Source organism: Gemmobacter sp. 24YEA27, assembly GCF_030052995.1.
GTDB lineage: Bacteria > Pseudomonadota > Alphaproteobacteria > Rhodobacterales > Rhodobacteraceae > Pseudogemmobacter.
The window spans coordinates 322,477-338,709 of record NZ_JASJPW010000002.1 but is presented as its reverse complement, the minus strand read 5'-3'; the positions used below and the strand labels follow the sequence as shown (position 1 = coordinate 338,709).

Below are 16,233 nucleotides of genomic sequence, written 5' to 3'. Positions count from 1 at the left end.
GCCTCCTTTCAGCCGGGCGTCAGACCACGGCGCTGGTAATGGATCGCGGCGGTTTCAAGGAATTCCGCCAGCTTTTCGGCGCCGTGGTCACGGCGCAGCATCGCGGCCCGGGCGCGCAGCGCGGCGCTGTCTTTCACCCGCCCCGGCCGCAGCATCTCATAGGTTTCCATGATGAGATCCTGCGGCACATGGACCAGCTCGGCGGCGCGTTCGAAATTCGCGGCCAGCGCCGCGCGGCCGGCATCGCGGGCAATCTCGGCCTGGGCCAGCAGCGCCTGCGGCGTGATGCGCAGGTCTTCGATGGTAACCTCGCCCGTCATCACGGCGTCCAGCGTCAGCGCGTCAAGTGGCTTGCCGCGCGCGCCCCGCACCTTTTCGGGCGCGGTCTCGGCCAGGGGGAAATCGGCCCGTGTCAGGGGGCGGGGTGGTCTGGTGGTCATGGCTTTTCCCCTGTCTCCGGGCCCGCATCCAGAAAGGTCACGGTGATGTCTTCGGGCGCGCGGTTCGGATCGGTCAGGCCGGTTTCAATCGCATAGATCAGCGCGACCTGGGCGTGGAACCGCGCCCCGAGGGCCTGGCCATCGGTCGGCACCGAGACCGGTTCGGGGCGTTCGCCATGGGTCCAGCGCGCGGCATTCCGGCCCATGTTCTCATAATGCGCGAGGGTGGTGATCGGCGCGTTCGAGAAGAGTTCCAGATTGTTATGCGGCATCCGGCCGCGCTGATGGATCACCGCCGTCCCCTTGGCCTGGATGCCGATGCCAAAGCCCGAGCCCGACATTTCCGCCGCTGTCAGCCCCAGAAAAGACGTATCCGCCGTATGATGCATCCTGAGGATCCGCGCCACGCCGCCCCCGGCGGTGATGCCTCGGATCAGGGCCGCCAGCACATCCGAGAGCGCCAGCCCGGCGGTCGTCTGGTAAAGTTGCAGGCCAAAGGCGGGCGAAATGCCGATCACCACCTCATGCGGGGCCGCGCCTTTCGGGGCCGCGCCCTGGGGCGCATAGGCGATGCGGCGGCTTTCGCCGCGCCGGTGGCGGGCCTGGTCCGAGAGCACCTCGGACTGGCCGATCAGATCGCGGATCTCGTTGATCTCATCGCGGCGCGCCTCGGTCATGCGATAGCCGGTGCCGGGGCCCGCGTAATCATTGGGGTCATTGATTGCCGAAAGAATACGGCCCTGGCGAATGATCGACGAGGTCTGCAGGTAATCGCCCGAGACCCGCAGCTTGACGATTTTCAAAAGGTTTTCGGCCTCGGGCTGGAAGCCGCGCTTTGCCAGTGCCTGAATCACATCGATCACATTGATGCCGCGCGCCTGGATCTCTTCCGAGATCCGCGCCGTCTCGCCGGTGGAAAAGGTCTGTGTCTCGCGCGAGCCCGATGCCGCGATGACGCTGGTCTTCATCGCCTCGGTCGGTGATGCCAGCCCGAGTTCCTCGAGCACCGCCGAGATCGCCCCGACCGCGCGGATGCGCAGTGACAGCGCCTCGGCTTCGGGGATTGGGGTCAGCCCGCCATCGGCCTCGAAATCGCGTTGCAGGGTGAGGAAATCCTCCATCTCCTCGCCGTTGAACAGCGATGGGTTAAAGGAATTGTCATATTTCAGGATCGAGCCAAAGCCCGAGCAGATCAGGTCCGAGCCCGCGATCAGATAGGGCAGGATCTTGGCGCCGACGCGGATTTCCGATTCGGTCGCGCGCGCGTCATTTCCCGATGCGCATTCCAGATCCAGCCAGACCGCGAGCAGGTTTTCCGCCATCATCTCGCGCATGCCGCCCGCGATTGACGCGGTGATCGGGGCGCCGTCGATGCCGCCATTCTGGGTGCCCTGCACCCCCATGCCACGTTGCAGGCAAAGGCAGCGGGCTTCGAGATACAGAAGCGATTTCGCCTCGTGATAGCCCATCAGCAGCTCTGACCCGCCACCCGAGGTGCAGCGCGCCTTGATCCCGCGCGAGGCATAGGCGGCCACCAGGAAAGCCTTGGACCAGGGCGTATCATCGCCATCGGTAAAGCTGCGTTCCGTGCCATAGACCGACACGGTTTCGGCGTAAGAGGTAAAGCCCGCCATGCCGATCCGCAGCTCTTCGGCCTCTTCCGAGGAACACTGGAACAGGGTCCCCCATTCGCCGACCGACGATCCCACGAGGCAGGCCAGCGCATTCGACCAGGCGCAGCGGGCGACGCGCATCGTGGTCTCGACCTCGTCAAACCCATGCCCCGCCGCCACCGCCGCATCGGCGGCCAGTTGCAGCGGATCGTCTTTCGCATTGGTCACATGGGCCTGGTTGCCGGGCGTCTTCCTGGGGCGCATTTTCGAATATGCGAAGGCGATTTCCATCGCGTTCAGCTGCGACACCACATCGACCAGTTTTGCAGGCGTCATGCCATGCGCCAGCCGCACCAGCGTCTCGCGTGGGACATGCATATCGACAAGCATCCGCGCGACCTCGCCCGAACCCATTGCCATCGCCTCGGGGGCGATGGCCGGGTCGAGGTGATATTCGGCGATAAAGGCGTCGATCATGTCGAAATCATGCGCCAGAACGCCATCCATCGAGGCGATCCGGCCGCCGCTGAGCGTCAGCCCCGGTTTCGGATCGGCCGGGCTTTTGAAGGCGGCAAAGCCATTGGCCGGATCTTCCTTTGCGAAACGATCCAGCCGCAAGGGGCGCTCGTCCCAGTCAGAATAGCGGCGCCAGCGATTGACCTGAACGGTGTCTGACATCTGCGTCTGTTCCTATGCCATCGCGTCGAGCGATTCCGGCACCACCTGGCCGCCATCGATCACGATGGTCTGCGCGGTGATATAGCCGGCAAGATCCGAGGCGAGGAACAGCACCGCATTGGCGATGTCATCGACCGTTCCAAGCCGCCCCAGCGGCACCGACGCCTCCATCGCGGCCAGGTATTCCGGCCCGTTGCCCTCGAAGCCTTCGGTGATGATATTGCCGGGCAGAACGGCGTTGATGGTGACCTTATCCTTCGCCAGCTCCATCGCAGCCGAGCGCATGAAGCCAAGCTGCGCCGCCTTGGAGGCGCCGTAATGGGTCCAGCCGCGATAGCCGGTGATCGGGCCGGTGATCGATGAGGTCAGCACGACGCGCCCCCCGCCCGCTTTCCGGAAATGCGGCTGCGCGGCTTTCACGGCCAGAAAGGAAGACCGCGTGTTCACCGCCATGACCTGATCCCATTCGGAAGGCTCCATCGCCTCCATCGTCGTCTGCGGATAGATGCCGCCATTGGCGCAGAGGATATTGAGGCCACCCTGTGCTGCCGCCGCCTCATCGACCATGGCTTTCACGGCGGCCCAGTCGGCAATGTCGCAGCTGGCAAGCCGCAGTTTCGCGCCGGGCAGATCCGCGAGGATGGCATCCCGCCCCGCCTCCAGCGCCGGAATGCCGCGCGCGACCAGGGTCACTTGCGCACCGCTTGCGGCCAGCGCGCGGGCGATGCCGCGCCCGATGCCCTTTGACGCGCCGGTGACGATGGCGCTTTGTCCATTCAGGCTGGTGAACATCGGGCTTCCTCCCTTATGAAATCGTGAGATCACCGCTCAGCGCGGCGAGGTAGAGGCGGCGGAAATCATCCTGATCCATTTTGCGCGGGTTCGCCCCGGTCGAAGGATCTGCCAGCGCTTTCGCGGCGATCTCATCGGCGCGCTCTGCCGTCGCGCCAAGTTCGGCCAGGGTATGCGGGATGCCCAGATCGCGACGGAAGTCGAGGAGCCAGGCCATGAACCCGTCAAACCCGCCTTCAATTTCAAGGCTATGCGCGACATGGGCGACTTTCGCCTCAATCGCCCGGCGGTTGAAGGCGACCACATAGGGCAGGATCACCGCATTGGCGAGACCATGCTGGATGTCATGGATCGCCCCCAGCGGATGCGCCAGCGAATGCACCGCGCCGAGACCTTTCTGGAACGCCACGCCCCCCATCATCGCGGCGGCAAACATCATCGTCCGCGCCTCGAGATCCTGGCCGTTCTTCACCGCGCGCGGCAGGGCGTCGCGGATAATCCTGAGGCCTTCCAGCGCGATACCATCCGCCATCGGATGAAAGCTCTCGACGCAGAAGGTCTCGAAACAATGGGTGAAAGCGTCCATGCCCGTTGCCGCCGTCAGTGCGGGCGGCAGGCCGAGCGCCAGTTCCGGATCGCCGATCACCAGGACCGGCAGCATTTTCGGGTGGAAGATGATCTTCTTGGTATGGTCGGTCGTGTTGGTGAGAACCGCCGCCCGCCCGACCTCGGACCCGGTCCCGGCGGTGGTCGGCACCGCGATAATCGGATGGATACGGTCGGCATCGGCGCGGGTCCACCAGTCGCCGATATCTTCGAGATCCCAGACCGGAATGGTCTGCCCCTCCATCAGCGCGACCAGTTTGCCGACATCCATCGCCGAGCCGCCGCCGATCACGATCACCCCGTCATGCGCGCCTTTGCGGAAGGCTTCGATCCCGGCTTCGAGGTTCAGATCGGTCGGGTTGCCCTGGACATCGGAAAACAGCGCGGGTGTAAGGCCAGCGGCTGTCAGCGCCGCCAGCGCGGCGGTGATAAAGGGCAGATGCGCAAGGCCCTTATCGGTGACAACCAGCGGGCGCCGGATGCCGGCCGCAATGGTATGGGCGCCGAGCCCGGCGATCTTGCCGGCTCCGGCATGGATGGTGGTCGGGTAGGTCCAGCGGGCAGTCAGGGGGTAAGTCATCAGATCATCTCAAAGTAACGGTTCAGTTCCCAGTCCGATACCCAGGCGCGTTGTGCCGTGACCTCTGCCTCGCGTGAGGTGGCGAAATGGTCGGTAAAAGCGTCGCCAAACCAGGCGCGCGCCATATCCGATCCACGCAATCGCGCGGCGGCCTCGGCCAGCGAGGCCGGAAAGCGGCGTTCGGGCGGCAGGTCCGCCTCATAGCCATTGCCTTTGAGCGCCGGGCCGGGGTCGAGGCCTTCGCGGATCCCTTGCAGGCCCGAGGCGAGGGCTGCGGCCAGCACCAGATAAGGGTTCGCATCCGCTGCCGGGGGCCGCATCTCGACCCGGATCGATTTTGCGCTGTCGCCGACGACGCGCAGGCTGCAGGTGCGGTTGTCGAAACCCCAGGTCGCACCGGTCGGCGCCCAGAACCCGGGCGCAAGACGGGTGAAGGAATTGATCGTCGGGGCGTAAAGCGCCAGCAGTTCAGGCATGTATTTCAGCTGGCCCGCGATGAAATGGCGCGCGGTCTGCGACAGGCCACCTTCGCCGTCAAGGTCATATAAGGCCGACTGCTCCCCTTGCCACAAAGACAGATGCGTATGGCCGCCGCAGCCGGGCAAGCCGTTCAGCGGTTTTGCCATATAGCACAGGCTCAGCCCGTTCTGATTGCCCCAGGCCCTTGAAAACGCCTTGAAAATCGCCGCCCGGTCGGCGCCTTCCAGCGGCTCTGACGGGGTGAAGGCGAATTCCATCGCGCCCTCACCGGCTTCGGGATGGATCGCCTCCAGCGGCGTTTCCAGCTGACGCGCCAGCGCCATCAGCCCCGAGAAGAGGCCGTCTTCAACCGCCATCCGCTGCACCGAATAGCCGCCGGTTGTCGGGTTAAGGGGGGTGAGGCCGCGATAGCCCTTGGCCAGAGCCGAGGCGGGTGTCTCGCGGAAAACGTAGAATTCATACTCAAACCCGGCCAGCGCGGTGAACCCCATGGCGCGGGCCTCGTCCAGCACCCGCCCCGCCAGCCGGCGCGGGCAAAGGGCCGCGCCCGGCCCATCGGCATATTCGACCAGGTGAAACCGCCGACCGTCGCCGGGCATCACCCGGCCCGGCCCCGGCACCACGCGGATCGGGTCATCATGATAGCCGGTATGCCAGCCGGTATGCCGGTTCTGATACAGCGCGTCGCGGCTGTCCCAGCCCAGCACCACCGAGCAAAAGGCACCCCCTTTTCCTGCCAGGATTTAAGCTTGGCACTTGTCGCGTATTTGCCCCGGATCAGCCCGTCGAGATCGACATAGCCGAGCATCGCGAAATCGTCGCCGGGGGGCGGAATATCATTCATCGTCTTTTCCTCAGGCGCCGAGATAGGCGCGGGCGACTTCGGGGTCGGTCAGCAGATCGGCGGACCGGCCCTGCAGCGCAATCGCCCCGGTTTCGAGCACGTAACCATGATCGGAAAGCTGCAGCGCAAGGCTTGCATTCTGTTCGACCAGCACGATCGACAGGCCAGAGGCGCGCAATTCACGGATCAGCGCCGCGATCTCGTCGATCATCACCGGCGAAAGGCCCAGCGACGGCTCGTCCATCAGAAGAACCTTCGGCCTTGCCATCAGCGCCCGACCGATTGCGACCATCTGCTGTTGCCCGCCCGAAAGCTTTCCCGCCGGCTGGTTCTGTTTCTCGCGCAGGATGGGGAAGCGGTCGAACACCTCTTCGATCCCCTTTGCGATCCGCGCGCGGTCGCTGTCGAGATAGGCGCCGATACGCAGATTTTCCTTCACCGTCATCAGCTTGAAGAGCTTGCGCCCTTCGGGGACATTGACGATGCCAAGGCCGACGATCTCATGCGCGGGGCGGCCGGTGATCACCTGGCCATTGAAACGCACCTCGCCGCGCGACGGTTTTTCCAGCCCCGAAACCGCCTTCAGGATCGAGCTTTTTCCCGCGCCATTCGCCCCGATCAGGGTGATGACGCCGCCCTCTTCCAGCGCCATCGAGACGCCTTTGACCGCCTCGACCTTGCCGTAATGGACCCACAGATCGCGTATCTCAAGCAACATGGGCCTGGCTCCCCAGATAGGCTTCGCGCACCTGCGCATTGGCGCGCACCGCTTCGGGCGTGCCGTCGGCGATCTCATTGCCGAAGTTCAGGACCGTGATGCGGTCGCACAGCCCCATCACCACCTTCATGTCATGTTCGATCAGCATGATGGTGATGCCGGTCTCGCGGATACGGCGGACGAGATGGATCATCTCGCGGCTCTCATCGCTGTTCATGCCGGCACAAGGCTCGTCGAGAAGCAGCATTTTCGGTTCTGCCGCGAGCGCGATGGCGATGCCGAGCATCTTCTGATGCCCATGTGCCAGGGTCGAGGCCTGTTGATCGACCAGCCCTCCGAGGCCCACGAAATCCAGGATTTCACGCGCGCGGGCGACCGATCCGGCCTCGGCCTCGCGCGTCTTGCGGGTTCTGAGCAGCGATCCCCAATAGGAATGGCGCGCATGAAGGTAGTTCCCGGCGACCACGTTTTTCAGCACGGAAAACTGTTTGAACAGAGTGACATGCTGGAAGGTCCTGACCAGCCCCTCTGCCGCGATCTGATGCGGCTTCATACCGCTGATCCTCTGGCCCCGGTATCGGATTTCCCCTGCCGTCACCGGATAGCGCCCGGAACAGGCGTTGAAAAACGTGGTCTTGCCGGCGCCGTTCGGGCCGATCAGCCCGCGGATCTCACCTTCCTCGACCGTCAGATCGAGGCCGGCAATCGCGGTGACACCGCCGAATTTCATCTGAAGGCCGCGCGCCTCTAATTCATGCATGACACGGGCCTCACTTCTGCGAATTGCGGTTGAAGAGCTTGCGGATACGGGCAGGGACCGTCTCAAGCCCGCCCGGGAGCAGCAGGACCGAGGCGATCAGCACCACCCCGAAGAAAATGGTGCGGAAATAGCCGGTGGCGCGCAAAGCCTCATCGACCATGGTCAGAGAGATTGCGCCCGCGACCGGTCCGCCAACTGTGGTCAGCCCGCCGACGATCAGATGCACCAGCGCGAATTCCGACTTCCAGATGTCGAAACTTTTGGGGCTGATATAGGTCTGGTAATGCGCGTAAAGCGCGCCGGTCACGCCGACGAGGGTGCAGGCGATGGTGAAACAGACGACTTTCTGGCGGAAGACATTGATGCCGGTATGTTGCGCCAGCAGTTCATTTTCATGGATCGCCCACCAGATCGTGCCGGTGCGCGACGCATTCATGCGGTAGATGATCCAGACCGTCAGCGAGACGAAGAACAGCGCCAGATAGTAATAGGCGATGCGGTTCGCAAAGTCGATTTGCAGGAAGCCAAGGTCAAGGACCGGCGGTTTGATATCGAAGATCCCGTCCCAGCCGCCGAAGAAGCTTTTGAAATAGGCGAAGTTGCGTTTGATCACCTCGCCCACCGCCCAGGAGGCCATGAAGAAATAGACCGCCCGGGTCCGCATCAGGGGCACCGCGATCAGCATGGCGAAAAGGGCAGAGACCGCGGCGCCGATCCACAGGCCATACCACATCGAAAGCCCCAGTTTCGTCAGCACCAGGGCCGAGGCATAGGCGCCGATCCCCATGAAACCGGCATGGGCGAAAGAGATTACGCCAAGAGACCAGATCATCCAGAGGCTCGTGGCAAGGGCCACGTTGAAGCTGATCGTGATGCCGACATGGATCATGTAGAGGTCGAAGCCGACCAGCGCCGGTGCGGCGAGGGCCAGGGCGAGGAGCCCGCCCCAGACAAGGCGGTTCGGGCTGGCGATGATGTCAGATTTATCCATGATCGCCCCCTCAGTCCCAGTTCTGGCCAAAGAGACCCGAGGGCCGGAAGACAAGGATCAGGAAGATCACCACGAAGCTCAGGATGATCGCGATATCGCCCGAGATTGTGGTGGTGATCACCGAGTCGATCATCCCGAGGATCAGGCCTCCGACCAGGGCCCCGATCACCGAGCCCAGCCCCCCCATGATCACGATCATGAAGGCCTTGATCGTGGCCAGAAAGCCCATGGTCGGCACGATCGACAGAAGCGTGCCCATCATACAGCCGGCAATCGCCGCCATGGCCGATCCGATGCCAAAGGCGATCCAGTGGACACGGTCGGTGCGGATCCCCTGCAATGCGGCGGTCTGCGGGTCTTCGGCCACGGCGCGGATGGCAAAGCCGGTGACCGAGTGGCGCAGGAAGGCCCAGAGCGCGATGATCAGCCCGATGGAAACCGCCGAAATCACGATCCGCTCATAGGACAGATAGGCGCCGCCGATCAGCATGCCGCCGGAAACAGCAGAGGGAATGCCCTTGGTCGTGGTCCCGAACAGGAGCTGACCCGAGCCTGAGATGATCAGAACCAGTCCCAGAGAGACCGCGAGCGAGTAGAGAATGTTCTTACCCTGCAAGGGCTTGAACAGCACCACCTGCAAGACCGCGCCAAGGCAGAAAATCAGCCCGGCCGAAAAGGCCACCCCGGCCCAATAGGGCAGGCCCAGCTCTGCATGCCAGTAATACAGGGCAAAGGCGCCCAGCATGAACATCTCGCCATGCGCATATTGGATGATGCGCATCACCCCGAAAATCAGCGTCAACCCGATGGCGATCAGCGCATACATCAGGCCAAGGCTCAGGCCGGTCAGGCCCATTTGCAGAAAGTCGCTCATGCGTGGAATACTCCGGAGGCCGCACAGAATACAGACGACAGACCGCGCCTGCCGCCTTTACCGGCCCGGATCACCCCGGGCCGGCAGCATTGCCTGAATGATCAGTAATCGTCGGGAAGGGCGGGGAAACGCACGTCTTCGACCTGGGCCACACCCTTATCGATGGTGGTGGTGTAACAGTCGTAAATGCCCTGGCGCGCCACCCCGAAAGACTTCTCGCCGCCCCATTTCACATGGCCGACATAGGTGTCATCCAGCTGCACCTGTGCCAGGGCCTCGGCGACGGCCTTGGTGTCTTCGGCGGTGCCCGCCATCTCCCATGCCGCTTTCAGCGAATAGATCCACCAGGAATAGTTGCCTGCCAGCGCGTTAAAGGTGCCAAAGCGGTCCATAAAGCGCTTTTCGATGGCTTTCTGTGTGTCGGTCGAAGGCGAGACATTGGTCACCGGCAGCACGACGCCGTCGGCATGTTCGCCCGCAACCTCAAGGATCGTCGTGGTCTCGGACGCGGCCGGTGACGAGATCGGGCCGGTATAGCCCAGCTCGCGCGCCGCCTTGACGATCGAGGCGGTGATGCCGGGGGGCGAGGGCGAGGTCACGATAAAATCGGGCCGGTCGGAAATGGTCTTCGCGACGATGGGATAGAAATCGGTGTCTTCCCAATTGTAGAATTCGGCCGATTTCTGGGTGATGCCGTAATAATCCATCAGCCGCTTGTAAGAGGCATGGCAATCGGTGCCGTCCTGGTCATTCGGGCCAATGAAAGCGGCCGTCTTCAGTGCGTCCTTGCCGTATTTTTCCTGCATGAAGGGGAGATAGGCAAAGCCTTGTTCATAATCCGACATCTCGGCACGGAAATGCAGCGGGTAGTCCTTGCCGAAAAGCTCAAGATAGCCCCAGCAGGCGACAATCGACAAAACGCCGGCGGGTTCGGTCACCTGCAACATGCCGACGGTCGAGGCCGCAGCCTGGCTGTAGACATATTTCACCTTGTCCTGCTCGACGAGGCGCAGGGTGGCGGCGCGGCTGTCGGCGACCTCGCCCTTGGTGTCATAGTCGATGACCTCAAGCATATGTGGCTCGCCATTGATCATGACGCCGCCGGCGGCATTGATCACGGCCGCCCCGTCGGTAAAGCCCTGGGCGGTCGAGTGGCCCCAATAGGCGACCGGACCGGAAAGCGGCACCGCACCGCCGATTTTAATGGTCTTATGGGGCTGGCTGAAGGCGCTGCGCGGAAGAATCGCCGGTGCGGCCAGAGCAACGGCGCCGGTGGTCAGCAGGCGGCGGCGATTCATCAGCAGTGGCGGAGAGGTTTTCCTCATGGTGATGTTTCCCTGTTGGATGCGAGTTTTTTGATTTTGATCCGGCCACTATTCGCCTCTCCTCCGGCTCTGACTATCCAATTTCGGCAATGGCCGATTTCTCCCTGGTCGCAGGAGATGCCGTAACCTTCTCTTCGGGCACCGGGAGGGCGGCAGTCACCCTCTTGAACTCTGCCGGTTTCCGGCAATAGATGCGCGGATCATGACCAGCACCTCTCCCCTCCCGCTTGCAAAAGCCCTCGATCTGCTGCCGCGCCGTTTTGCGGGGCCGGGGGGCGTTGCGGTTGTCTTGCAGGACGGGCGCGAGGTGGCCGCGCGGGCCTGGGGATATGCCAGTCTGGACCGCCATCAGCCCATGACGCGGGCGACACGCCTGCCGATCTGTTCGATCTCGAAACAATTCACCTGTGGCGCGGTGCTCGCGGAATTCGGCGGGCCCGAGGCGCTGGACGCCGTGCTGCCGGACTTCCTTCCGGGGCTGGAAAGCCCGCGCCCGCTGGTCCGCCAGATGTGTCACAACCAGTCGGGTCTGCGCGATTACTGGGCGATGACAGTGGTCGAGGGCGCGACCGCCGAGCAGGTCTTCCCGGAGGATGAGGCAGTGCCGATGGTCGCCGCGATCCGCCAGGGCCATTTCGCGCCCGGGACCGGCTATTCCTATTGCAACTGCAATTTCCGCCTCTTGCCCGAACTGATCCGCAAGGCGAATGGTCGTGCGCTGATTGATCTGTATCATCAGCATATCTGGGGGCCGGCAGGGATGAAAACCGCGACGCTGACCTCTGACACGAGGCAGCCCGAAGACGGTGTCACCGGCTATGAAGGCACTGATTCGACCGGGTTTTTCCCGGCGGACAATGGAATTTTCTGGGTGGGGGATGCCGGGATCTCGGCTTCGCTTGATGATATGCTGGCCTATGAGGCCTGGATCGACGCGACGCGTGACGACGAAAACGGCATCTATCGCCGCCTCTCGGCGCCGGTCGCGTTCAGCGATGGCAATCCCGCATTTTACAGTTTTGGCCTCGTGCATGAGACGCTTGGCGGCGTGGCGCTGACCGGTCATGGCGGCGCGCTCCGGGGCTTTCGGGCACAGCGCTTCCATGCGGCTGAGGCGCGGATCTCGGTGGTGGTGATGTTCAACCACGAGGCTTCGGCCCATGATGCGGCGCTCTTTCTGATGCGTGCGGCGCTTGGTCAGGCCGACCCCGCGCCGCAGCCGGTTGAACCCGGCTGGGAGAGCCAGTGGCTTTGCCCCGGGACCGGGCTGATCGCGCGGCTGGAACCGGCGGCTACGGCGGTGAAGCTGCGTTTCGCCACCGGGCCCGAGACCCTGTACCAGGCCGCGCCGGGCGTCCTCGCCTCGGATGAGGTGCGGCTGGAACGTCAGGGTGACCGGCTGCATATGCGCCGGTTGCGCGACAATATCGACACTCTGCTGGTGCCGCTTGCGCCGCTTGAAACGGCCGATGGCGCAGAGATTGCGGGGCAGTATCATTGTGCGGAAACCGGCACTTCGCTGCGGCTCGAGGCGCGGGACGGGGCGGTCTTTGCCCTCTTTTCCGGCCGGCTTGGCGCGGGGCGAATGGAGCCGGTTCTGGCCGCCGGCCCCGATACCTGGCTTATCCGCACTAGGCGCGCGATGGATGCGCCGGCGCCGGGCGACTGGACGCTTCAGGTCAGGCGCGACGCTTCGGGTCGGGTGACGGGGCTTGGTCTTGGCTGCTGGCTGGCGCGGGGGCTCGATTATGTCCGCCATGACTGAATTTGGCAGGGCTGAAGGGGATTTTCCGGGATAACCGGAGGGGAACTGGCATGTATACAAGCGCAAAAATCACCGAAGGCTTCGCTGCTTTCGGGTCCTATAAAACCTGGTATCGCATCGCCGGTGACCTGGACTCAGGCCTGCCGCCGCTGATCGTGGCGCATGGCGGACCGGGCTGTACCTGGGATTATGTCGAAAGCTTTGCAGCGATCGCCGAAACCGGGCGCGCGGTCATCCATTATGACCAGATCGGCAATGGCAATTCGACGCGGCTGCCGGAAAAAGGCGCCGATTTCTGGACGGTCGATCTGTTCCTGGATGAACTGAGAAACCTGATCGCCCATCTCGGGCTTTCGCGCTATCATCTGCTTGGCCAGTCCTGGGGCGGGATGCTGGGCGCCGAATTTGGCGTGACGCAGCCCCCTGGCCTTGTGTCGCTGATCCTTGCCGACAGCCCGGCCTCGATGCCCATATGGATCAGCGAGACCGCCCGGCTGCGTGCGGATCTGCCGGCTGATATCCGGGCGGTTCTTGACCTGCACGAGGCCGCAGGCACCACCGATCACCCCGATTATGCCCGGGCGACCAAAGCCTTCAACGCCCGCCATGTCTGCCGTCTCGACCCCGCGCCTGATGAGGTGCAGCGCACCAATCGCGCGATGGCGGCAGATGCGCATGTCTATAATCTGATGATCGGCCCGAATGAATTCCACATCACCGGCAGCCTGAAAGACTGGGATGTCAGCGACCGGGTCCACAGGATCACCGTGCCGGTGCTGCTTATATCCGGGGCCTATGACGAGGCTACCCCGGCGACGATTCAACCCTTCGCCGGGAATATTCCTGATACCCGCTGGCATATCTTCCCGAATGCGAGCCATATGCCGCATGTCGAGGAATTTGACGCTTGTATAACTCTGGTTGCCGCCTTCCTTGCGGAATGCGACGCCGCCCGCTGAACCTGTTAAACTCTGGCCTCAAGGCCGGCCCATCACGGCGGCAATGACCGCCATTTCACCCCGAGGGAGTCTCTTACCATGAGTGAATCGCTGTCTCTGATGTCGCGGATGCGCGGAGGTATTTTGTGTGGCACGGCGGCGCTGGCGCTTGGCGCCGCGATGCCGGCCTTCGCCGATGAGAGCCATTACGGTGGCACGCTCAAGCTTCTCGGTGTTTCCTCCGAGGGCACCCTTGATCCGATGATCAATTATACCGCGCGTTACTGGCCGCTGTTCATCTGGACCCATGATGGTCTGATGGCGTTCAAAAAGGTCAATGGGCCGGAAAGCGCCGAAGTGGTGCCGGATCTGGCGGAAGACATGCCGGTGCTGTCGAATGACGGCAAGACCTACACGTTCAAGCTGCGCCAGGGGATCAAATTCTCTAATGGCAAGGATCTGACGGTCGAAGACGTCGTGGCCTCGTTCCAGCGCATCTTCAAAGTCTCGAGCCCGACCTCGGGCAGCTTCTATAATGGCATCGTCGGTGCCGATAAGTGTCTCGCCGAGGCGGCTACCTGTACGCTGGAAGGCGGCGTGATCGGGGATGCTGCGACCAATACCATCACCATCAACCTCGTCGCCCCGGATGCCGAGTTCCTCTACAAGATCGCCGTGCCGCATGCCTCGATCGTGCCCGCCGACACGATCATGAAAGATGCCGGCAATGAGCCGATCCCCGGCACCGGCACCTATGCGTTCGAAAGCTATGACCCGAATGCCTCGCTGATCATGGTGCGCAATCCGCATTTCCAGGAATGGAGCAAAGAGGCACAGCCCAAAGGCTATGTTGACCGGATCGAATACACATTCGGCGGCACCGAAGAGGCTGCGGTCAATGCGATCCTGAATGGCCAGGCCGATTTCATGTATGAGCCGGTCCCGACCGACCGTCTGGCGGAACTCAGCGTTTCGCATCCCGATCAGCTGCGCGTCTCGCCGCTGGTGGCATGGTGGTATGCGCCGCTGAACGTCAATATCGCGCCTTTCAACAGCCTCGAGGCCCGTCAGGCGATCAATTACGCGGTTGACCGCGATGCGCTGGTCTCGATCTTCGGCGGCCCGGCACTGGCGACCCCCGTCTGCACCATCCTGCCGCCGGATATGCCCGGCCATGTCGACCGCTGCGACTATACCGCCGATCCGGGCGAGTTCTGGTCTGCCCCCGATATGGATAAGGCGCTTGAGCTGGTCGAGGCTTCGGGCACCAAGGGTCAGAAAGTCACCGTGGTGACGGACGATTCCGTGACCTCGCGCGGTGTCGGCACCTATCTGCAGACCGTGCTGACCGATCTGGGCTATGACGCCACCGTGCAGTCGATCTCGGGCGATATCCAGTTCACCTATATCCAGAACACCAATAACAATGTGCAGATCTCGGTCTCGCAATGGTACCAGGATTACCCGGCACCCTCGAACTTCCTGAATGTGCTCTTTGGCTGTGACAGCTTCACGCCGGGTTCGGACAGCTCGGTCAATATGTCGGGGATCTGCGATAAGGGCCTTGATGACCGTATGAAAGCGGCGATGGCGCTTGGTTCGACCGATCACGAGGCCGCGCTGAAGGAATGGGGCGATATCGACTATGACTTCATGAAGCTCGCGCCGGCGATCCCGATGTTCACCCCGAAAGATGTCGACCTGATCTCGGCCCGTGTTGGCAATTACGAGTTCACCAGCCAGTTCCATTGGCTGGTCGGCACCGCCTGGGTTCAGTGACCTCTCGCGATGTTGCCTGAAACCGACAGTCACGCTCTTTCCCCGGCGGCAGCCGCCGGGGAGGAGACGGGTGCGCGGCGCGGTCCCTGGAAGCGGGTCTTCCAGGGGCTGATCGCCAGCCCGACCGCCATGATTTCCGCGGGGCTCCTGCTGCTGATCGTGGTCGCGACTTTGCTCGCGCCGGTCTATGCGAAACATGTTTCGGGGACGGATCCGTTCCGCTCGGGCCTGTCTGCAAAGATCAAAATCGACGGCAAGCCCACGCCTGTGATGCAGCAATCGACCGAGGGCCTTGGCCTTGGCGTCACGCCCATTGGGCCGACCTGGGGGCCGCAATATATGCTGGGCGCCGATGGGCAGGGCCGCGATGTCGCGGCGCGGATGCTTTATGGGGGCCGCAATTCGCTGCTGATCGCCGGCGCCTCGACGCTGATCTGCCTGTTCTTCGCCGCGATTATCGGGATTGCCGCCGGCTATTCGGGCGGCTTGGTTGATGGTGTTCTGTCGAACCTGATCGACATGATCTGGGCCTTTCCGGTCTATCTGCTGGCGATCTCGCTTTCTATCGTGATGATCGGCAAAAGTTTCGCGCTCGGGCCGTTCGAGATATCCTCGGGCAGTCTGATCGTGCCCATCCTGATCATCGGCCTCGTCTATGTGCCCTATGTCGCCCGCCCCATTCGCGGCCGCGTCATGGCGATCAACCAGTCCGAATTCATCATGGCGGCGCGCGGGCTTGGCATCCGCCGCTGGAAGATCCTGCTGCGCCATATCCTGCCCAATGTCTCGACCACGCTGATCGTTTTTGCTCCGATGCTGATGGCGCTGAACATCGTCACGGAAAGCTCGCTCTCCTTTCTGTCGGTGGGGGTGCAGCCGCCGAATGCCAGCTGGGGGACGATCCTTCAGGACGGCCAGACGCTATTGTATTCGCGGCCCTGGGTCTCGCTGGCGCCGGGTCTCGCGATCATGGTCACTGTGCTTCTCCTGAACCTCTTCGGGGATGTGCTTCGCGACGTGCTCGACCCGAAATCTGCAAGGGGGCGCTGA

Annotated in this window: 14 protein-coding genes; 4 read left to right on the top strand and 10 right to left on the bottom strand. The window is 63.0% G+C overall.

Translation table 11 applies throughout. The annotated features are described in order from the left end of the window. Window positions 1-8 precede the first annotated feature (8 nt). From QNO18_RS19185 to QNO18_RS19140, 10 genes are all read right to left on the bottom strand, one after another. Entirely contained in the window at window positions 9-440 is a 432-nt protein-coding gene (locus QNO18_RS19185) for a diol dehydratase small subunit (protein WP_283179138.1), read from the bottom strand. Continuing rightward, window positions 437-2,731, bottom strand: a complete 2,295-nt coding sequence (locus QNO18_RS19180; RefSeq protein WP_283179137.1) for a propanediol/glycerol family dehydratase large subunit — start codon at window positions 2,729-2,731, stop codon at window positions 437-439. Before QNO18_RS19180 ends, QNO18_RS19185 begins: the two co-directional genes overlap by 4 nt. A 12-nt stretch (window positions 2,732-2,743) precedes the next feature. Beyond that, window positions 2,744-3,523, bottom strand: coding sequence for a 3-oxoacyl-ACP reductase FabG (gene fabG, locus QNO18_RS19175; RefSeq protein WP_283179136.1), 780 nt, complete (start codon window positions 3,521-3,523; stop codon window positions 2,744-2,746). A gap of 13 nt (window positions 3,524-3,536) precedes the next feature. After that, window positions 3,537-4,709 carry an iron-containing alcohol dehydrogenase gene (locus tag QNO18_RS19170; RefSeq protein WP_283179135.1) on the bottom strand — a complete coding sequence of 391 codons (1,173 nt, stop codon included), beginning with the start codon at window positions 4,707-4,709 and terminating at the stop codon, window positions 3,537-3,539. Next, window positions 4,709-5,899: a glutamine synthetase gene (locus QNO18_RS19165; protein ID WP_283179134.1), complete on the bottom strand. Its 1,191-nt coding sequence runs from the start codon at window positions 5,897-5,899 to the stop codon at window positions 4,709-4,711. The genes QNO18_RS19170 and QNO18_RS19165 overlap by 1 nt, the downstream gene beginning before the upstream one ends. 144 nt (window positions 5,900-6,043) lie before the next feature. Continuing rightward, window positions 6,044-6,751: an ABC transporter ATP-binding protein gene (locus QNO18_RS19160; RefSeq protein WP_198834958.1), complete on the bottom strand. Its 708-nt coding sequence runs from the start codon at window positions 6,749-6,751 to the stop codon at window positions 6,044-6,046. Next, the gene (locus tag QNO18_RS19155; RefSeq protein WP_092902211.1) at window positions 6,741-7,511 is read right to left on the bottom strand and encodes an ABC transporter ATP-binding protein; all 771 of its coding nucleotides are present in this window, start codon (window positions 7,509-7,511) and stop codon (window positions 6,741-6,743) included. Before QNO18_RS19155 ends, QNO18_RS19160 begins: the two co-directional genes overlap by 11 nt. A 10-nt stretch (window positions 7,512-7,521) precedes the next feature. Continuing rightward, window positions 7,522-8,502: a branched-chain amino acid ABC transporter permease gene (locus tag QNO18_RS19150; protein WP_283179133.1), complete on the bottom strand. Its 981-nt coding sequence runs from the start codon at window positions 8,500-8,502 to the stop codon at window positions 7,522-7,524. A 10-nt stretch (window positions 8,503-8,512) separates the two neighbouring features. Then, complete coding sequence (locus QNO18_RS19145) at window positions 8,513-9,376, bottom strand: branched-chain amino acid ABC transporter permease (RefSeq protein ID WP_092902215.1); 864 nt, start codon at window positions 9,374-9,376, stop codon at window positions 8,513-8,515. Window positions 9,377-9,477: 101 nt separating this feature from the next. Next, the gene (locus QNO18_RS19140; RefSeq protein WP_283179132.1) at window positions 9,478-10,701 is read right to left on the bottom strand and encodes an ABC transporter substrate-binding protein; all 1,224 of its coding nucleotides are present in this window, start codon (window positions 10,699-10,701) and stop codon (window positions 9,478-9,480) included. A 202-nt stretch (window positions 10,702-10,903) separates the two neighbouring features. Here QNO18_RS19140 and QNO18_RS19135 point away from each other — a divergent pair, with 202 nt between their 5' ends. The 4 genes from QNO18_RS19135 to QNO18_RS19120 all read left to right on the top strand — a co-directional run bounded on the left by QNO18_RS19135 (window position 10,904) and on the right by QNO18_RS19120 (window position 16,233). Continuing rightward, window positions 10,904-12,466, top strand: coding sequence for a D-aminopeptidase (locus QNO18_RS19135; protein ID WP_283179131.1), 1,563 nt, complete (start codon window positions 10,904-10,906; stop codon window positions 12,464-12,466). Between the two features lie 50 nt (window positions 12,467-12,516). Continuing rightward, on the top strand, window positions 12,517-13,425 hold the full coding sequence (locus QNO18_RS19130; RefSeq protein ID WP_283179130.1) for a proline iminopeptidase-family hydrolase: 909 nt from the start codon (window positions 12,517-12,519) through the stop codon (window positions 13,423-13,425). 78 nt (window positions 13,426-13,503) lie between these two features. After that, window positions 13,504-15,183 carry an ABC transporter substrate-binding protein gene (locus QNO18_RS19125; RefSeq protein WP_283179129.1) on the top strand — a complete coding sequence of 560 codons (1,680 nt, stop codon included), beginning with the start codon at window positions 13,504-13,506 and terminating at the stop codon, window positions 15,181-15,183. Window positions 15,184-15,192: 9 nt separating this feature from the next. Next, window positions 15,193-16,233, top strand: coding sequence for an ABC transporter permease (locus tag QNO18_RS19120; protein WP_283179128.1), 1,041 nt, complete (start codon window positions 15,193-15,195; stop codon window positions 16,231-16,233).